This window comes from Pelomicrobium sp., from assembly GCF_036803785.1.
In the GTDB taxonomy this organism is placed as follows: domain Bacteria; phylum Pseudomonadota; class Gammaproteobacteria; order Burkholderiales; family UBA6910; genus Pelomicrobium.
Genome location: NZ_DAIRTR010000056.1, coordinates 1 through 18,135, shown reverse-complemented (window position 1 = coordinate 18,135; position 18,135 = coordinate 1). Strand labels below are relative to the sequence as shown.

General features: G+C 67.6%; 13 protein-coding genes and 1 pseudogene. All 14 read left to right on the top strand.

What is annotated here, in order from left to right; genetic code table 11:
• A pseudogene (locus V7Q81_RS08295) lies at positions 1-508 on the top strand (hypothetical protein); the annotation flags it as partial.
• The gene (gene wecB / locus V7Q81_RS08290) at positions 508-1,674 is read left to right on the top strand and encodes a non-hydrolyzing UDP-N-acetylglucosamine 2-epimerase (RefSeq protein ID WP_333841928.1); all 1,167 of its coding nucleotides are present in this window, start codon (positions 508-510) and stop codon (positions 1,672-1,674) included. The pseudogene V7Q81_RS08295 and the gene wecB, both read left to right, overlap by 1 nt.
• A gap of 41 nt (positions 1,675-1,715) precedes the next feature.
• Entirely contained in the window at positions 1,716-2,594 is an 879-nt protein-coding gene (locus V7Q81_RS08285; RefSeq protein ID WP_333841935.1) for an XrtA system polysaccharide deacetylase, read from the top strand.
• A gap of 4 nt (positions 2,595-2,598) precedes the next feature.
• Positions 2,599-3,672, top strand: coding sequence for a FemAB family XrtA/PEP-CTERM system-associated protein (locus V7Q81_RS08280; RefSeq protein WP_333841925.1), 1,074 nt, complete (start codon positions 2,599-2,601; stop codon positions 3,670-3,672).
• A 5-nt stretch (positions 3,673-3,677) separates the two neighbouring features.
• The gene (xrtA, locus tag V7Q81_RS08275; RefSeq protein WP_333841922.1) at positions 3,678-5,288 is read left to right on the top strand and encodes an exosortase A; all 1,611 of its coding nucleotides are present in this window, start codon (positions 3,678-3,680) and stop codon (positions 5,286-5,288) included.
• A complete protein-coding gene (locus V7Q81_RS08270) occupies positions 5,285-6,484 on the top strand; it encodes a TIGR03088 family PEP-CTERM/XrtA system glycosyltransferase (RefSeq protein ID WP_333841919.1) in 1,200 nt (399 codons plus the stop codon). Before xrtA ends, V7Q81_RS08270 begins: the two co-directional genes overlap by 4 nt.
• A 3-nt stretch (positions 6,485-6,487) precedes the next feature.
• Positions 6,488-8,413 (top strand): XrtA/PEP-CTERM system amidotransferase, encoded by a 1,926-nt coding sequence (locus tag V7Q81_RS08265; RefSeq protein ID WP_333841916.1) that lies wholly within the window; start codon positions 6,488-6,490, stop codon positions 8,411-8,413.
• Between the two features lie 2 nt (positions 8,414-8,415).
• A complete protein-coding gene (locus V7Q81_RS08260; protein ID WP_333841930.1) occupies positions 8,416-9,654 on the top strand; it encodes a TIGR04063 family PEP-CTERM/XrtA system glycosyltransferase in 1,239 nt (412 codons plus the stop codon).
• Between the two features lie 262 nt (positions 9,655-9,916).
• A complete protein-coding gene (asnB, locus tag V7Q81_RS08255; protein ID WP_333841913.1) occupies positions 9,917-11,836 on the top strand; it encodes an asparagine synthase (glutamine-hydrolyzing) in 1,920 nt (639 codons plus the stop codon).
• 258 nt (positions 11,837-12,094) lie between these two features.
• Positions 12,095-13,321 carry a TIGR03087 family PEP-CTERM/XrtA system glycosyltransferase gene (locus V7Q81_RS08250; protein ID WP_333841910.1) on the top strand — a complete coding sequence of 409 codons (1,227 nt, stop codon included), beginning with the start codon at positions 12,095-12,097 and terminating at the stop codon, positions 13,319-13,321.
• Entirely contained in the window at positions 13,318-14,634 is a 1,317-nt protein-coding gene (locus V7Q81_RS08245) for a nucleotide sugar dehydrogenase (RefSeq protein ID WP_333841907.1), read from the top strand. Before V7Q81_RS08250 ends, V7Q81_RS08245 begins: the two co-directional genes overlap by 4 nt.
• Before the next feature lie 35 nt (positions 14,635-14,669).
• Positions 14,670-15,638 carry a polysaccharide deacetylase family protein gene (locus tag V7Q81_RS08240; RefSeq protein WP_333841904.1) on the top strand — a complete coding sequence of 323 codons (969 nt, stop codon included), beginning with the start codon at positions 14,670-14,672 and terminating at the stop codon, positions 15,636-15,638.
• Between the two features lie 62 nt (positions 15,639-15,700).
• Complete coding sequence (locus V7Q81_RS08235) at positions 15,701-16,816, top strand: glycosyltransferase family 4 protein (RefSeq protein ID WP_333841902.1); 1,116 nt, start codon at positions 15,701-15,703, stop codon at positions 16,814-16,816.
• A partial coding sequence (locus tag V7Q81_RS08230; RefSeq protein WP_333841899.1) for a phenylacetate--CoA ligase family protein occupies positions 16,813-18,135 on the top strand: 1,323 nt, incomplete at its 3' end. The genes V7Q81_RS08235 and V7Q81_RS08230, both read left to right, overlap by 4 nt.

The following is an 18,135-nucleotide window of genomic DNA, read 5'->3' as shown; positions in this document are numbered from 1 at the left end:
GTGGGTGGGCGATCCCCAATTCGACGCCGAGGCCATGGACGAGATCTTTGGCGCGACCGGCGGCATCCCTCGGCGCATCAACACCCTTTGCAACCGCCTGCTGCTGTCCGGCTACCTGGCGGAAAAGCACGTCTTCCGCGGGGAAGACGTGCGCGCCGTGACAGCGGAGATGAAGGACGAGGGCGGCCTGGATCTGGCCGTGTCCCAGGACGAGTCGGTCCCAGCGCCCGCCGAGCAAGGAGCGGCCGGAGTGCAGGCAGCCCCCAGGGCCGCGACGCAGGTAGGAAAGGGAAACCCGGTCGGCGACTTAGAGCCCGGGCATGGGCTGGAGCTGACCGGTGGTTTGGGCAGCACGGAAGGCACGGATCCGGTAAGCCTCCAACAACGGCTACTGCGGCTGGAGCGGACCATGTTCACGGTGCTGGACCTGCTGAGCGAGCTGGTGCGCGGTCAAAGCTCCGGCGCGCCGGGGGCGAAGCCCGCCACCAGGCAGCGGGAGGGAGGCTGATGGGCGCCGCGGACGGCAAGCAGGGTCCCCTCCTGTGCGTGGTGGGGGCGCGCCCCAATTACATGAAAATGGCGCCCCTGCTGAGTGCCTTTCGCGCCCGCTCGGATCTGCCCGGGGCGGTGCTGGTGCACACGGGACAGCACTACGACTGGCTCATGAATGACCAGTTGTTCCGCGACCTGGGGCTGCCGCCCCCGGACGTGAACCTGGAGGTGGGCTCGGGCAGCCATGCGGTGCAGACCGCGGAAATCATGCGCCGCTTCGAGCCGGTCCTGGACGACTACGCACCGAGCTGCGTAGTGGTGGTGGGGGACGTCAATTCCACCCTAGCTTGCAGCCTGGTGGCGGTGAAAAAACACGTTCCCGTGGTCCATGTGGAGGCGGGCTTGCGCAGCTTCGATCGCACCATGCCCGAAGAGATCAACCGTCTGGTGACCGACCAGCTTGCGGAGGTGCTGTATACCACCGAGCCGGCGGCCGCGCAGAACCTGGCGCGGGAAGGCATCGCGCCGGAGAAGATTCATTTCGTGGGCAACGTCATGATCGATTCCCTGCTCGCCCATCTGCCCCATGCGGTGCCCGCGGCCTCCACCCTGGACAAGGCCGGTTTGTCCGTCGATGGGCGGGGGTTCGGACTCGTCACCCTGCACCGCCCTTCCAATGTGGACGAGCCCGAGGCGCTCACCGAGACGGTGGAGATCCTCAGGGAAGTAAGCGAGCGCTTACCCCTGGTCTGGCCCGTCCATCCGCGCACCCGCGCCCATCTGGAGCGCTTCGGCTTGGCCGCCCGTCTCGCCACCCCGTCCATCGCCCTGCTTCCTCCGGCGGGTTACCTGGAAATGCTGGGCCTCCTCGCCGCAGCTCGACTAGTCCTCACCGATTCCGGCGGGGTGCAAGAGGAGACTACCGCCCTTTCGATTCCCTGCCTGACCCTGCGGGACAATACCGAGCGCCCCATCACCGTGGAGCGGGGAACCAACACCCTGGTGGGCCGCGACCGAAAGCGGATCCTCTGCCTGGTGGAGGCCATCCTGGCCGGGCGGGGTAAAAAAGGCGAGCGGCCCGAAGGCTGGGACGGTCGCGCCGCGGAGCGCATCGCTGCCCACCTTGCCGGCTGGCTTGCCCGTCGGGCGGTGGCAGAACCCTTGAGCCGGGTCTCCCCATGAGACTGGATCCCTCGCCCCGGCCCACTGCCGATGGCCTGCCCATGGCCAGAGACCTTCGCGGTGGGAGCGGCATTGCCCCGGCCAACGGCGCCCGCCTGGTCAACGCCCTGTCCATCGACGTGGAGGACTACTTCCACGTGTCAGCCTTCGAACCCCATCTCCACCGGGAAACTTGGGAGCGGCTCCCCTGCCGGGTGGAACGCAACGTAGAGCGAGTGCTCACCCTCCTTGCGGGCGCGGGGGTCCGGGCCACCTTCTTCGTCCTGGGTTGGGTGGCGGAGCGCTACCCCCGCTTAGTGAACACGATCGCTGAGGCGGGCCACGAAGTCGCGAGCCACGGTCACGACCATCGGCGGGCTGTGGACCAGTCCCCGGCGGCGTTCCTGGAAGACATTCGGCGGGCGAAATCGGTGCTGGAGGACATCACTGGCCAGGCGGTGAAGGGTTACCGGGCGCCGAGTTTTTCCTTTGGCGCGCGCAACCCCTGGGCCTTCGACTGCGTGTTGGAAGCCGGCTACCGCTACAGCTCCAGCGTCTACCCGGTGCGCCACGATCACTACGGCATGCCCGAGGCGCCCCGCTTCCCCTACTCGCCCCGGCCCGGGCTTCTGGAGGTCCCCGTGACCACGGCGCGCCTGTGGAACGCCAACCTGCCGGCAGGGGGCGGAGGGTATTTTCGCCTCTTCCCTTATGTTCTATCCCGGGCCTTCCTCCGGCGAGTGAACCAGGTGGAAGGCATGCCCGCGGTGTTCTACTTCCACCCCTGGGAGCTGGACCCGCAGCAGCCCCGCGTTCCCGGCGTGGCCCTGAAGGCCCGGTTCCGCCATTACCTGAACCTCGCCCGCACCGAGCGGCGGCTTGAGCGCCTGCTCCAGGATTTCGCCTGGGACCGGGTGGACCAGGTGTTTCTCAAGGACTGAGGCGATGGGAGGCATCGAGCGCGTTCTCGTCCCGAGGCAAAAGGCGGCCGGCACGGCGGTGCGCCGCTATGGGGACGCGGACCGGGACCGCTGGTGCGCCTTCGTGGCCGCCTGCCCGGAGGCCACTTTCTTCCACCGCATCGAGTGGAAAGAGGTGATCGAGGGCGTCTTCGGCCATCGCACCCATTACCTCCTGGCCGAGGAGGGCGGCGAAGTCGTGGGCGTGCTTCCCCTGGCGGAAACGAAGAGCCTTCTCTTCGGCCATCGCCTGGCGTCGCTGCCGTTCTGCGCCTACGGCGGTGTTGCCGCGAGCCACGAGGACGCTCGGCACGCCCTCATCGCGGCCGCCTGCGCCCTGGGCCGGGACCTGGGCGTGGACCACCTGGAGCTGCGCCACCGGGTGCCCCAGCAGCCCGACTGGCCGCGCCAGGATCTCTACGTGACTTTCCGCAAGCCCCTGGCGCCGGCACCGGAGGCGAATCTGAACGCGGTTCCTCGCAAGCAGCGGGCCATGGTGCGCAAGGGCATCAAGGCGGGCTTGAAGAGCGAAATCGACACCACGGTGGAGCGCTTCTTCCGCCTGTACGCGGACAACGTGCACCGCCACGGCACCCCGGCTCTGCCCAAGACCTACTTCCAGGCCCTGCAGCAGGCCTTCGGTCCCGACTGCGAAGTGCTCACCGTGGTGGATCCCACGGGCCGACCGATCTCCAGTGTCCTCTCCTTCTATTTTCGAGACGAGGTGCTGCCCTATTACGCCGGGGACGATCCCCGCGCCCGGGAGCTGGCGGCCAACGACTTCAAGTACTGGGAGCTCATGCGGCGCGCCTGCGAGCGGGGAGTGCGGATCTTCGACTACGGCAGGAGCAAACAGGGCACCGGCTCCTACGACTTCAAGCGCCACTGGGGGTTCGAACCCGCGCCCCTGCATTACGAGTACTGCCTGTACCGCGGAGGGGCCATCCCTCAGCACAACCCCCTCAATCCCAAGTACCGGGCCTTCATCGCGCTGTGGCGGCGCCTGCCCCGCGGGCTGGCCAATGCGCTGGGACCCCACCTCGTGCGCCATCTGGGGTAGCGCGGATGAAAGTGGAGACCGACCCCTTCGTCACGGCGCCGGACCCGCCTGCCGGGATGGGACGCCCCGGGCTTTTCGGCCAGGGCTTCCCCTGGCCTTTCGGGACGAGGGAGAGCGCCGTCCTGGTGGTCGCCGCGGTGGTGGTCGGGCTGTTGCTCCTCTACTTCGACACCGCGCGCTCCATGGCGTCCGTCTGGTACCGCTCGGAGACTTTCGCCCATGGTTTTCTCGTCGCGCCCATCGCCCTATGGCTCGTGTGGCGCGACCGGCACCGACTGGCCGGACAGGTGCCGCGGCCTTTCTACCCCGCCCTGATCGGTGTGGCGCTGGCGGGATTCGGCTGGCTCCTGGGAGAGCTGGCCAGCGTGATCGGCGTCACCCACTTCGCCCTGGTGCTCATGCTCCAGGCCTCCCTCATCGCGGTGCTGGGTCTGGAGATCGCGCGACGCATCGCCTTCCCCCTTGCCTTCCTACTCTTCGCCGTGCCGGCCGGGGAGTTTCTCGTGCCAGCCATGATGAACGTGACCGCCGACGTCACCATCGCTGCCCTGCGCGCGACCGGCGTCCCGGTGTACCGGGAAGGCAACTTCTTCCTCATCCCCACCGGCGCCTGGTCGGTGGTGGAAGCCTGCAGCGGGGTGCGCTATCTCATCGCCAGCTTCATGGTGGGCTGCCTCTACGCCTACCTGGTCTATCGCAAGCCCATGAAGCGTCTGGCCTTCGTCGCCGTCTCCCTGGCGGTGCCGGTGGTCGCCAACTGGCTGCGAGCCTATCTGATCGTCATGATCGGCCACCTCAGCGGCAACAAGTTGGCAGCCGGGGTGGATCACCTGATCTACGGATGGTTGTTCTTTGGCGTGGTGATCACTCTCACCTTCTGGATCGGCTACTTCTGGCGCGATCCCCCGCAGCCAGCCCCCGCGGCCGCGGTGGGCACCGCTGGGGGGGGCGCCCCCACCGCCACGGGATCGCTGCTCATCGCCGCCGCCTTCGTCCTGTCCCTCGCGAGCCTCTGGCCGGCGGCCCTGGCGGCGCTGGACGCGCCCCGCAACACCCTGCCGCCGGCGCTGGCGGCGAGCGATCTCGCCGGGCCTTGGCAGCCTGCCGCGCCTTTCACGGCCTGGAAACCGGCCTTCGAGTCGCCCCGGGCCGAGCTCGACGCCGCATTCCAGCGCGACGGCGCCGCCGCCGGGCTCTACCTCGCCTACTACCGGGATCAACGCCAGGGCGCCGAGCTGGTGAGCTCGTTGAACGCCCTGGTCAAGACGAGCGACCCGAGCTGGCGGCTCGTGAGCAGCGGGACGGCCCACCTCGCCTGGAAGGGCAGACCGCTTCAAGCAAAATCCGCTCTGCTGGCGGGCCCTGGCCAGCGGCTCCTCGTCTACCAGTGGTACTGGGTCGATGGCCGGCTCACCGCCGCCGATCCCCTGGCCAAGCTCTATCTGGCCTGGCTGAAGCTCCAGGGCCGAGGAGACGATTCTGCCCTGGTGGTGGTGTACACGCCCTTCGTGGACACGCGGGAAGCGGCCGAACACACCCTGCAGCGGTTCGTCGCCGACATGGCGCCCGCCATCGACGAGCTGCTCGAGCGCGCCGCCGGTGGAGGCCGCCCATGAGTGCCCGGGCCGAACGCCCCCTGATCCTGCACGTGGTGTACCGCTTCGCCGTGGGGGGGCTGGAGAACGGGGTGGTGAACCTCATCAACCGCCTGCCCGAAGAGGCGTTCCGCCACGGCGTTGTGTCCCTGACCGACGTTTCTGAAGAGTTTTGCCGCCGCGTCGCTCGCCAGGACGTCATCTACATCGCCCTGCACAAGGGCCCGGGCCACGCCCTGCGCCTCTACCCCCGGCTCTACCGGCTCTTTCGCAGCCTCAAGCCCGCCATCGTCCACACCCGCAACCTGGCCGCCCTGGAGGCGGTGGTTCCCGCCTGGGCGGCCGGGGTGCCCGTCCGAGTCCACGGCGAGCATGGCTGGGGCGCCCAGGATCCCGACGGAACCCGCACCCGCTACCGGCGTGTGCGCCAGTTGTTCTCTCCCTTCGTTCACCGTTACATCGCCCTTTCCCAACACCTGGAGCGCTATCTCGTCGATGCCGTGGGCATCGGCAAGGCGCGGGTCCTGCAGATCTACAACGGGGTGGACACGGAGCGCTTCCGTCCGGCCAAGGAGGCGCCGGTGGCCATCCCGGGCTACCCTTTCCAGGATCCCGGGCTCTGGGTGGTGGGCACGGTGGGTCGCATGGAGCCCGTCAAGGACACGCCCACCCTGGCCCGGGCCTTCGTGCGGGCCCTCCAGCGCAGCCCGGAAGTGCAGCAACGGCTGCGGCTCGCCCTCGTGGGTGACGGTCCCCTACGCGAGGCCACGCGGCGGGTCCTGGAAGAGGCGGGCGTCGCCCACCTCGCCTGGATGCCGGGAGAGCGGGCCGACGTGGCGGAGCTCCTGCGGGGCTTCCACTGCTTCGCCCTGCCCTCCCGGGCAGAAGGCATTTCCAACACCATCCTGGAGGCGATGGCCACGGGCCTGCCGGTGATCGCCACCCGCGTGGGCGGAAACGCAGAGCTGGTGGCCGACGGCATGACCGGGTGGCTCGTTCCGCCCGCAGACCCCGAGGCCTTGGCGTCCCGGATCCTGGACTACTTCTATCACCCGGAAGTGGCCCGGCGCCATGGCACCGCTGGACGCAGCCGAGTGATCCGGCAGTTCAGCCTGGAGCAGATGGTGGCCCGCTACCGGGAAACCTATGAAGCGTTGTTGCCGGCGCGGCGCGGCGAACGCAACCCGGCCCCCGTGAGCCCCACCCCGGGACGCTGAGCCATGTGCGGGCTGGTGGTCATTTTCGACACCCGGGGGCGCCGGGACATCCCCCTGGAGACGGTAGCGCGCATGAACGAGGTCCAGCGCCATCGAGGCCCCGATGAGGGGGGCGTGCACCGGGAGCCGGGCCTCGCCCTGGGCCACCGGCGGCTTTCCATCATCGACCTCGCCACCGGCCAGCAGCCCCTGTTCAACGAAGACGGAAGCGTCGCCGTGGTGTTCAACGGCGAGATCTACAACTACCAGTCCCTCATTCCCGAGCTCACGCGCCTGGGACACACCTTCCGCACCCGCAGCGACACCGAGGTGATCGTTCACGCCTGGGAAGCCTGGGGTGAAGCCTGCGTGGAGCGCTTCCGGGGCATGTTCGCCTTCGCCCTCTGGGATCGCAACCAGGAGACCCTCTTCCTCGCCCGGGACCGGCTCGGAGTGAAGCCCCTTTACTACGCGCTGCTGCCCGACGGGCTGCTGCTGGCTGGCTCGGAGCTCAAAAGCCTGCTCGCCCACGGGGGCATGCGTCTGGCCTTAGATCCTTGCGCAGTGGAAGAGTATTTCGCCCTGGGTTACGTCCCGGAGCCGCGCACCATCTTCAAGGAAGCTTCGAAGCTCCCCCCCGGCCACACCCTCACCGTGCGCCGAGGGAAGCGCATTCCGGCGCCGCGCGAGTACTGGGACGTCGTCTTCACCCTCGACAATCCCATCTCCGAAAACGACGCCCGGGCCGAGTTGCTCGCGCGGCTGGAAGAGTCGGTGCGGCTGCGCCTGATTGCCGAAGTGCCCCTGGGGGCTTTCCTCTCCGGCGGCGTGGACTCCAGCGCGGTAGTAGCCACCATGGCGGCGGTCGCCCGGGAGCCGGTGCGCACCTGCTCCATTGCTTTTTCCGATCCGGCCTTCGACGAGTCCCGCTACGCGGCGCAGGTGGCGCAGCAGCTGGGCACCGAGCACTTTGTCCACCCAGTGGACGTGGATGACTTCGATCTCCTGGACGAGCTCGCCCGAGTCTACGACGAGCCCTACGCCGACAGCTCGGCGATCCCCACCTACCGGGTATGCCAGCTCGCCCGCCGCCACGTGACCGTGGCGCTGTCTGGGGACGGTGGAGACGAGAGCTTCGGCGGCTATCGGCGCTACCGCTGGCATCTGTGGGAGGAGCGCCTGCGCGCGCCCTTGCCCCTGGCGTTGCGCCGGCCGGTGTTCGGACTCCTGGGACGCCTCTATCCCAAGGCGGACTGGGCACCAAAGATCTTCCGTGCCAAGACCACCCTGGAGACACTCGCCCGTTCCTCCGTCGAGGCCTATTTCCACAGCGTGTCGATCCTGCGCGACAACCTGCGGCGGCAGCTCTTCAGCGCCGCGTTCCGCACCGAGCTCGGCGGCTATAACGCCATCGAAGTCTTCGAACGCCACGCCCGCCGCGCCAACCGGGAGGACCCCCTCGCCCTGGTGCAGTACCTAGACTTGAAGACCTACCTCGTGGGCGACATCAACACCAAGGTAGACCGAGCTAGCATGGCCCATTCCCTGGAGGTGCGCGAGCCCCTGATGGACCATCCCCTGGTGGAGTGGCTCGCGAGCCTGCCCTCCGCCTTCAAGGTGCGCGGCGGCGAGGGCAAGGTCCTGCTCAAGAAGGCGATGGAGCCGAGGCTGCCGCAGGAAATCCTCTACCGGCCCAAGATGGGCTTCGCCGTGCCCCTCGCCCGCTGGTTCCGCGGTCCCTTGCGGGAGCGGGTGCGCCGGGCGCTCCTGGGCGATGCCCTGGCGCAAACCGGGCTGTTCAACCCCGCGGTCCTGCGTCAGCTGGTGCAAGCCCACGAATCCGGACGCTCGGATCACAGCGCCCCCTTGTGGACCCTGCTCATGTTCGAAGCGTTCCTGCGCCACACCCTGGGCCAGGAGGCTGCTCAGCGGGAGAGCGTGGCCGCATGAGCCTGCGTATCCTCCACCTCCTGGACCATTCGGCCCCACTGCACAGCGGGTACGCCTTCCGCACCCTGGCGATCCTGCGGGAATCCCAAGCGCTCGGCTGGGAAACGTTTCACCTGACCTCCCCCAAGCAGGGCCCCTGCGCGGCGGACGAGGAGCGGGTGGACGGCTGGCACTTCTACCGCACGCCGGCGAGCCCCAGCGCCTGGACCCAGGCAGGCCCTTTGGAGCCCCTGGCCTGCATGCTGGCCACGGCCCGGCGGCTGGATGCCTTGGTGGCGCGGCTTGCGCCCGACGTGCTGCACGCCCACTCGCCCGTCCTCAACGCGCTTCCCGCCCTGTGGGTGGGGCGCCGCCGGGGCGTTCCGGTGGTCTACGAAATGCGAGCGTCATGGGAAGACGCCGCCGTGGACCACGGCACCACCACCGAAGGAAGCGTCCGCTACCGGTTGTCGCGCGCCCTGGAAACTTTCGCCCTGCGCCGAGCCGACCACGTCACCACCCTATGCGAAGGGTTGCGACAGGACATTGCCGCCCGAGGCATCCCGGCGGAGAACATCACCGTGATCCCCAACGGAGTGAACCCGGCCCAATTCGGCGCCGGGCGGCCCCGGGACCCATCCCTGGCTGCCGCCCTGGGGCTCGAGGGCGCCACGGTGCTCGGCTTCGCCGGTTCCTTCTACGCCTACGAAGGCCTGGACCTCCTAGTGGACGCCTTGGCCCTGCTCGCGCCACGCCACAGCCACCTCAAGCTCCTGCTGGTGGGCGGGGGCTACCAGGAGCAGGCTTTGCGCCGCCAGGTGGAAGCCCGAGGGCTGCACGGGCGGGTCGTGTTCGCCGGACGGGTCCCCCATGGAGAGGTGACCCGGTATTACGACCTGATCGACATGCTGATCTACCCCCGCCGCTCCATGCGGTTGACCGAGCTGGTGACGCCCTTGAAACCCCTGGAAGCCCTGGCCCAGGGGAAGCTGGTGGTGGCTTCCGACGTGGGCGGCCACCGGGAGCTGATCCAGGACGGGCGCACCGGCATCCTCTTCCCCGCGGGCGACGTGGGGGCCCTGGCCCGGGCCATCGAGCGGCTGCTCCAAGAACCCCAACGGTGGGAAGCGCTCAAGCAGGCGGGGCGGAAGTTCGTCGAGGAGGAGCGCACCTGGGCCCGCAGCGTGGCCCGCTACGCGACCGTGTACGAGCGGGTGCTGGCAAAGCGGGAGGCCAAGACGGCCGCCATGGCCGGGCGATGAACGGGTCACGGCAAGCAGCTCATCCATCAATGCACGATTGGGCACGTCTGTTCGCAAATCGAGCCTCCGGGGAATCTCATCGGATCGCCCGATGCCTGGTGCGTTTCGGCTGCGCTCAACGCACCCCACGGGAGCTCCGATGGGCCGCTTGCAGGGTGGGTGCGCCCGCACCGTCGCGGCAGCTGCACGCCCTGCCCCGCCGTCCCGTCCCTGTGGAGTGCTGTTCATCGGTGACTAAAGTGATGAAGGACTAGTTCGAACCATGTGCGGCATCTACGGCGTGCTCCATCTGGACGGCTCCCCCGCCGACCCGGCCCGAGTTTCCTCCATGGGTCGGGCTGTCGTCCATCGTGGGCCGGACGACGAGGGCTTGTATCACGAAGGCCCCTGCGCCATCGGCATGCGGCGCCTAGCCATCATCGATCTTGCTGGTGGCCACCAGCCCCTCACCAACCAGGAGCGCACCTTGTGGCTGGTGTGCAACGGCGAGATTTACAACTTCCGGGAGCTGCGGCAAGCGCTCTCCGCCCGCGGCCACCGTTTCCTCACCGGCTCCGATAGCGAGGCGATCCTCCACGCCTACGCGGAATACGGCGACGAGTTCCTCCAGCACTTGAACGGCATGTTCGGCTTCGCCCTGTGGGACGCGCCGCGGCGGCGGCTCCTGATCGGGCGTGACCGCCTGGGCATCAAGCCCCTCTACTACGCGCTGGAAGGTCAGCGACTCACCTTCGCCTCGGAGGCGAAGTCCATCCTCGCGGCTCGGAGCTGTTCCGCCCGCGTCGATCGCTCCGCCCTGGCGGAATACCTGCACTGGGGCTACGTGCCCGCGCCCCAGTGCCTGTTCCAGGGCATCCGCAAGCTGCCGCCCGCCACGCTGCTGGTGGCCGAGGACGGGCGCCTAGAGGAGCGCCGCTACTGGCGCATCCCCCAAGAGGTCGACCGGGGGATGTCGGAGGCCGAGTGGGTCGCCGCAGTGCGCGAGCAGATGGAGCGATCGGTGCGCATGCAGATGGTGAGCGACGTGCCGATCGGCGCTTTTCTCTCGGGCGGTCTCGATTCGAGCGCCGTGGTGGGCTACATGAGCCGAGCGGCCAGTGCCCCGGTCAAGACCTATTCCATCGGTTTCGAGGGAAGCGCCGCCGACGACTATTACAACGAGCTCCCCCACGCCCGGCGCGTCGCCCGGTTGTTCGGCACCGACCACCACGAGATCCTGGTCAAGCCCGACGTGGCCGCCCTTCTGCCCCGGCTGCTGTGGCACATGGACGAGCCCATCGCTGACACCGCCTTCCTCACCACTTACCTGGTGTCGGCGTTCGCCCGTCAGGAAGTCACCGTGATCCTCTCCGGCGTGGGGGGCGACGAGCTCTTCGGCGGCTATCGCCGCTACCTGGGCAGCCACTTCGCCGCCCGCTTCGAGCGCCTGCCTGGGTGGCTGCGCCGCTCCGCGGTGCGGGCCGGCCGCCTGCTGCCCAGCGACCGGCACTCGGGCGCCTTGAACGCCATGCGGCTTGCCAAGCGCTTCCTTTCGAGCGCCGAGCTCAGCTTCGAGGAGCGCTACCGTTCCTACGTACAAATCGCCGCCCCCGAGCTGCTCGCGGCGCTCTGCGGCATGCGCTTCGATGGAGACGATGCCCTCGAACGCGCCTTCGCCGGCGCCTTGAGCGAGGACAGCCTGAACCGCCTGCTCACGGTGGACGCCGAGACCCAGCTCCCGGACGACCTGCTGCTGCTCACCGACAAGATGAGCATGGCCACCTCCCTGGAGTGCCGGGTGCCCCTGCTGGACCACGAGCTGGTGGAGCTTGCCGCCCGCATGCCCGAAACGGTGAAAGTACGAAAAGGCAAGCTCAAGCACCTGCTGAAGATCGCCCTGTCCGACCTCCTGCCCCTGGACGTGCTCCAGCGCGGCAAGCGCGGCTTCGGTACCCCCATGGGGGCCTGGCTCAAGGGGTCCCTGGGGGGGCTCCTAGCGAGCGTGCTCTCCGAAGAAGCGGTAGCGCGCCGGGGTTGGCTCCATTACCCGGTGCTGCGCCGGATCGTGACCGATCACGCGGCGAATCGGGAGGACTACACGGATTTGCTGCTCGCGCTGCTCAACCTGGAGATCTGGAGCCGCATTTACCTGGACGGGCAAGCTCCGGAAGAAGTGACGGCGGAGTTGAAGGCATTGGTGTGATGGCTTTCATGACAACCCCACGCTCGAGACTCTTCCTGGCGACGGGCCGTCCACGGTGCGGCGTGCGGGCTGCCCGGGGGCAACCCAGGACTGCGCAACCCCTCCGCGCTGCCTCTTTGAAAGGGAGAAAGCCGCTCGGGTGCGTTGAGCGCAGCCGCAACGCACCGCTGGCGGCTCCAAAAAAAAATTACCGTTTCGGGTTGTTGTCGGCCCCACAGGGGTAGATCCTGGCAGAAAGTTTGAGCGGGACAACTCGACATGAACATCCTCTACATCTGCCATCGCTTCCCCTATCCGCCCAAGCGGGGCGGGAAGATCCGGCCGTTTAACATGATCCGGCACTTGAGCCGCCAGCACCGGGTCACGGTGGCCTCCCTGGCCCGCTCCGAGGTGGAAGCCCGGGAAGGGCAGGGGCTCGGCGCGGTCTGCGCCCACTTCGAAATGACGCGGGTGCACGATCCGGTGCAGTTCGTGCGCATGGTGGCGCGCCTGCCCAGCCGGACGCCTTCATCCATGGGCTACTTCTATTCGCCGGTGCTGGCCCGACGCATCCGGCATCTGCTTGCGCAGGAAAGCTTCGATCTCATCTTCGTGCACTGCTCGTCGGTGGCCCAGTATGTAGAGGACGTCCAAGGCATCCCCAAGATCCTGGACTTCGGCGACATGGATTCCCAGAAGTGGCTGGAATACGCCCGCTACAAGCCTTTCCCCTTGTCCCTGGGTTACTGGCTGGAAGGAACGAAGCTCATGGGGGCGGAGAAACGCCTCGCGAGCAAGTTCGATTTGTGCACCGCCACCACCCGGGCCGAGTGGGAAACCCTGGTGGGCTATGGGGTACAGGTGGCAACCGACTGGTTTCCCAACGGAGTAGACGCGGAATTTTTTGCCCCCACCCGGGAGCCCTACGACCGGGACATGCTGTGCTTCGTGGGGCGCATGGACTACTACCCGAATCAGGAATGCATGTTCGACTTCTGTGCCCGGGTGCTGCCCCGGCTGAAGGCGCGCCGCCCGGCATTGAAGCTCTTCATCGTCGGGGCCGACCCTTCCCGGCGGGTGCGACGCCTGGGATCGATTCCCGGGGTCACCGTGACCGGCAGCGTGGAGGACGTGCGGCCCTACGTGCGCCGTGCGGCCGTGATGGTTGCTCCCCTCAACATCGCCCGGGGCACTCAGAACAAGATCCTGGAGGCCATGGCCATGGGGGTGCCGGTGGTGGCGAGCCGCGTGGCGGCCGGGGGCGTGGATGCGGAGCCCGGGGAACATTTCCTGGTAGCCTCCACCCCGCAGGAATACGAGGAGGCGATCCTGCGCATCCTGGAAGACCCCCAGGAACGCGCACGGCTCGCGGAAAACGGGCGTGCCCGCATGCTCTCCCACCACGCCTGGCCCATGTCCATGCGGCGGCTGGACCAGGCCATCGCCCGCTGCCTCGCCACGTACCGCACCGGCGGTCTTCCCTTGCAGGAGGTGGCACAATCGTGAACATCAGCATCTTCGGCCTCGGCTACGTGGGAGCGGTGTCCCTCGCATGCCTCGCCCGGGACGGACACCGGGTGATCGGGGTGGACATCGACGCCGCCAAGCTGGATCTCATCCGCCGCGGCAAGACGCCGGTGGTGGAAGCGGGGATGGTGGAGCTCATGGAGGCGGTGGCGGCCTCGGGCCGGGTGCGGGTGACCGACGACGTCCGGGAGGCGGTGCTGGAGAGCGAGCTTTCCCTGATCTGCGTGGGCACCCCCTCCGCCCCCAACGGCAGCCAGGACCAGTCGGCCATCCTGCGCCTGACGAAATCCCTGGGGGCAGCGCTGCGGGACAAGGCGGCGACCCACGTCTTCGTCTACCGCTCCACCCTGGTGCCCGGCACGGTGGAAGAAGTGCTGCGGCCCCTGCTCGAAGGCCAGTCTGGCAAGCGGGACGGAGAGGGCTTCCACCTGTGCTTCCAGCCAGAGTTCCTGCGGGAAGGGTCTTCCATCGCCGACTACGACCGCCCGCCCTTCACCATCGTGGGCGCCTCCCATCCCTATCCGGTGGAACGCCTCAAGGCGCTGTTCGGCCACCTACCCTGCGAGTTCCATGCCACCTCCATCCGCGCTGCCGAGATGGTCAAGTACGCCTGCAACAATTTCCACGCCCTCAAGATCACCTTCGCCAACGAAACGGCGCGGCTATGCGAGGCCCTTGGGGTGGACCCCTTCGAAGTCATGGACCTGGTATGCCGGGACACCCAGCTCAACATCTCCCGGGCCTACCTCAAGCCGGGTTTTGCCTTCGGCGGCTCCTGTCTGCCCAAGGACCTGCGGGCGACCCTGCACATGGCCAAGATGCGGGACGTGGAGCTGCCCATGCTGGGCGGCATTCTGCCCTCCAACCGCAGCCACATCGACCATGCCATCGCCAAGATCATGGCCGCGGGCAAGCGCCGCGTGGGCTTGATCGGGCTCTCGTTCAAGGCGGGCACCGACGACCTGCGGGAGAGCCCCCTGGTGCTTCTGGCCGAGCACTGCATCGGCAAAGGGCTGTCGCTGCGAATCTACGATCCGGAAGTCCAGCTCTCCCGCCTCCTCGGAGCGAACCGCCGCTTCATCGAGGAGCATCTGCCCCACATCGGCTCCCTCATGCACGCGAACCTCGAGGCGGTGGTGGCCGATTCCGACATCCTGGTGGTGGGTGCGGTCTACGACGGGCTCGCGCAGGCCCTGGCACAGCAGGTGCAGGAAGATCAGCTCGTGCTGGATCTGACCGGAACGCTGCGCCAGGCGGGGCTCAAGGGAACGGTGCTCGGGCTATGCTGGTAAGCCGTACCTTCCTGCGTCACCAAGCGCACGGCGGGATGGACATACCGCTACGCACCCTGCTGCATTGCCTCTCCCCCGGCGGTCCCCGGGGGCGCCTTACGGTGCTCATCTTCCACCGGGTGCGCGCGAGTCCCGATCCCCTCTTTCCGCACGAGCCGGACGCACAAGCCTTCGAACAGCAGATGCGCTGGGTGCGGCGCTGGTTCGAACCCCTGCCTCTGGAGGAAGCGGTGGCCCTGCTCCAGGCTGGGCGACTGCCCCCTCGGGCGTTGTGCATCACCTTCGATGACGGCTACGCCGACAACCTGACGGTGGCGTTGCCCATCCTGCAGCGGCTCGGGCTGCCCGCCACATTCTTCATCGCTACCGGCTTCCTCGACGGCGGCATCATGTGGAACGATCAAGTGATCGAAGCGGTGCGGCAGTCCCGCGTTGACCCCCTCGCGCTGGACGACCTGGGTCTAGGGGTGCATCCAGTGGGGAGCAACGAGGAAAAACAGGTAGCCATCGCCGCCTTGATCGCAGCCCTCAAGTACCTTCCCCCGGACGCCCGGGCGGAGAAGCTCGCCGCCCTGGTGGAGCGCGCGGGGGCGCGGCTGCCCCGGAGCTTGATGCTCACCAGCGACCAGCTGCGGGCGTTACGGCGCGCTGGGATGGGAATCGGGGCCCACACCGTGCACCATCCGATCCTCGCCCAACTCGGCCCACGGGAAGCGCGGGAAGAGATCGTGGAAGGAGCAGGCCGGCTGGAAGCGCTCCTGGGGGAGCCGGTGCGGCTCTTCGCTTATCCCAATGGCAAGCCGGGGCGGGATTACACTGGCGAGCATGTTGCGCTGGTGCGAGCGTTGGGATTCACCGCTGCCTTTTCCACCGCCTGGGGGGCCGCCGGGACCGGCTGCGATCCGTTCCAGATTCCCCGGTTCACTCCCTGGGATCGAACCCGTCTCCGGTATGGCCTGCGCCTTGCGCAAAACCTTCTGCGGCAGCCCGCTCTGTGCCCCTGAGCCTCCCGCTCTCATGACGGACGACTGCTCGTGGATCGCCGCATTTTCTGTTTCCTGATGTCATGGACGCCGCAGCGCCGCGCCCCTTGAGGATCGGCCTGGTAGGGCCCCTGCCGCCCCCCTTTGGGGGCATGGCCAACCAGACCCGGCAGCTCGCCCGTCTGCTGCGGGAATCGGGCCTTCAGGTCGATATCATCCAGGTGAACGCCCCTTACGTTCCCACCTGGATCGGCCGCGTGCCCATCGCGCGCGCAGCCTTTCGGCTCATTCCGTACTTGTTCAGGCTGTGGGCGGCGGCAGGGCGCGTCGATCTGTTTCACGTCATGGCCAATTCCGGCTGGGCGTGGTATCTCCACGCCTGTCCCGCTGTTTGGATGGCGAAGCTTAGGCGTATTCCGGTGATCGTGAATTACCGGGGCGGGGGCGCCGAAACCTTTTTCTCCACCGCCGGACCGCTCGCCCGTGCAGGACTTGCTTGGGCTGACGCCTTGGTCACCCCTTCCGGGTTCCTGAAAACCGTGTTCGAAAGGTTCGGGTTCCAGGCCAGAGTGATTCCCAACATTGTGGACCTGCAGCAGTTTCGCCCGGCAGCCTGCCGTCCTGAGGTTGCAGGCAAGCACGTGGTGATCACGCGCAACCTGGAGCCCATCTACGACATCGCTTCCGCCCTCGAGGCCTTCGCCCGGGTGCGTGCCCGTCTGCCGGAGGCGCGGCTCACGGTGGCAGGCACCGGACCTGAATGGGAACGCTTGCAGACTTTGGCGCGAGCATTGGGTATTCGTGAGGCCGTAACCTTTGCCGGCCGGGTAGACAATGAACAAATGCCCCTCCTCTATCAATCCGCGGACGCCATGCTCAATCCCAGCCGGGTGGATAACATGCCCATCTCGATCCTGGAGGCCTTCGCGAGCGGGGTGCCGGTCGTGTCCACCGACGTGGGGGGCATCCCCTACATCGCCGAGCACGGGCGCACCGCCTTGCTGGTCAAGCCGGGGGATGCGAAGGGCATGGCCGACGCTCTCGTGCAAGTATTGCTCGACACCGATTTGGCGGCCCGTCTGGTTCGCAATGGGCTAGAAGAAGCGCGACGCTATCGCTGGGAAGCGGTTCGCGGCCTGTGGCTCGCTGAATATTCACGACTGACTGGTCATGCACTCCCAATAAGAACCGGAACATGAGCCTGTATACCGCCTTTTGCTCCTCGGTTCTTTTCCCGCTCCACGAGCGGGCAAAAGGGCACGACACCAAGCGGGTGTTGCGCTCCCTGGAGCACACCCAGTGGTTATCTCCGCAAGCGCTGGAGCAGCTGCGGGTGGAGCGCCTGCGCGCCCTTCTTACGCACGCCGCCACTCACACGCCTTACTACCGCCGGCGCTTTGCCGAGGTGGGATTCGATCCGGCCAGGGTGACGTCCGTTTCCGACTTGGCTGCGCTTCCGGTTCTCACCAAGGCCGAGATCCGGGCGAACTTCAACGACCTGCTGTCGGACGATGCACGGAATGTAAAGCTCTCTTCGACGACCGGATCCACCGGGGATCCCTTGCGCTTCTACATCGGCCGAGGGCGCACCACCCACGACGTGGCGGCCAAGTGGCGCGCCACCCGCTGGTGGGGCGTGGACATGGGCGACCGGGAAATGGTGCTCTGGAGCTCCCCCATCGAGCTCTCCGCCCAGGATCGCTTGCGGCGGCTGCGCGACCGTTTTCTGCGCAGCCGGCTCGTCCCGGCGACGGCCCTCACCCCGGAAAAGCTCGATGCCATCGTCGTCGACATTCAGACCTACCGTCCCAAGATGCTGTTCGGCTATCCTTCAGCCCTCACCCTCATCGCCCAGCACGCCGAGCGCAAAGGCCTTGTTTTGAACCAGTTGGGAATTGCGGTTGCTTTTTGTACCGCCGAGCGGCTTTACCCCCATCAGCGGGAGCGTATCGCGCGGGTATTCGGCTGCCGGGTAGCCGACGGTTACGGCGGTCGCGATGCCGGTTTCCTCGCCCACGAGTGTCCGGACGGGGGGCTTCACATCACGGCGGAGGACGTCATCGTCGAGACGGTGGATTCACGCGGCCGGCCCGTGCCACCAGGGGAGCCCGGGGAAGTGGTGGTAACCCACCTGTTTTCCCACGAATTCCCTTTCGTTCGCTATAAGAACGGCGACGTGGCCTTGCTTTCGGACCGTCCATGCCCATGCGGGCGCGGGCTGCCGTTGATCCAGGAAATTCAGGGTCGCAGCAACGATCTGCTGCTTGGCCTCAATGGCCAGCGCGTCCACGGCACGGCGTTTTCGACGCTCATCCGGGAGCTGCCCGGGGTCGAACAGTTCAAAATCGTCCAGGAGGCGCTTGCCTTCGTGCGCCTGCAGCTGGTGGCGGGCCCGGGCTACGACCGGGCGCGGACGCGGGAGCGCATGCTTGTTGCGTTTCGCCACCATCTGGGGGATCGGGTAACGGTGGAGATCGAGGAGGTGGCCGCGATCGCCCCCGAGCCCACCGGCAAATAC

What these genes read in the sequence shown, in the direction of transcription:
- asnB (WP_333841913.1), top strand. Translation starts at nt 9,917, where the DNA reads ATGTGCGGCATCTACGGCGTGCTCCATCTGGACGGCTCCCCCGCCGAC.
- V7Q81_RS08280 (WP_333841925.1), top strand. Translation starts at nt 2,599, where the DNA reads ATGGGAGGCATCGAGCGCGTTCTCGTCCCGAGGCAAAAGGCGGCCGGC.
- wecB (WP_333841928.1), top strand. Translation starts at nt 508, where the DNA reads ATGGGCGCCGCGGACGGCAAGCAGGGTCCCCTCCTGTGCGTGGTGGGG.
- V7Q81_RS08240 (WP_333841904.1), top strand. Translation starts at nt 14,670, where the DNA reads ATGGACATACCGCTACGCACCCTGCTGCATTGCCTCTCCCCCGGCGGT.
- V7Q81_RS08285 (WP_333841935.1), top strand. Translation starts at nt 1,716, where the DNA reads ATGGCCAGAGACCTTCGCGGTGGGAGCGGCATTGCCCCGGCCAACGGC.
- V7Q81_RS08265 (WP_333841916.1), top strand. Translation starts at nt 6,488, where the DNA reads ATGTGCGGGCTGGTGGTCATTTTCGACACCCGGGGGCGCCGGGACATC.
- xrtA (WP_333841922.1), top strand. Translation starts at nt 3,678, where the DNA reads ATGAAAGTGGAGACCGACCCCTTCGTCACGGCGCCGGACCCGCCTGCC.
- V7Q81_RS08250 (WP_333841910.1), top strand. Translation starts at nt 12,095, where the DNA reads ATGAACATCCTCTACATCTGCCATCGCTTCCCCTATCCGCCCAAGCGG.
- V7Q81_RS08235 (WP_333841902.1), top strand. Translation starts at nt 15,701, where the DNA reads ATGGACGCCGCAGCGCCGCGCCCCTTGAGGATCGGCCTGGTAGGGCCC.
- V7Q81_RS08270 (WP_333841919.1), top strand. Translation starts at nt 5,285, where the DNA reads ATGAGTGCCCGGGCCGAACGCCCCCTGATCCTGCACGTGGTGTACCGC.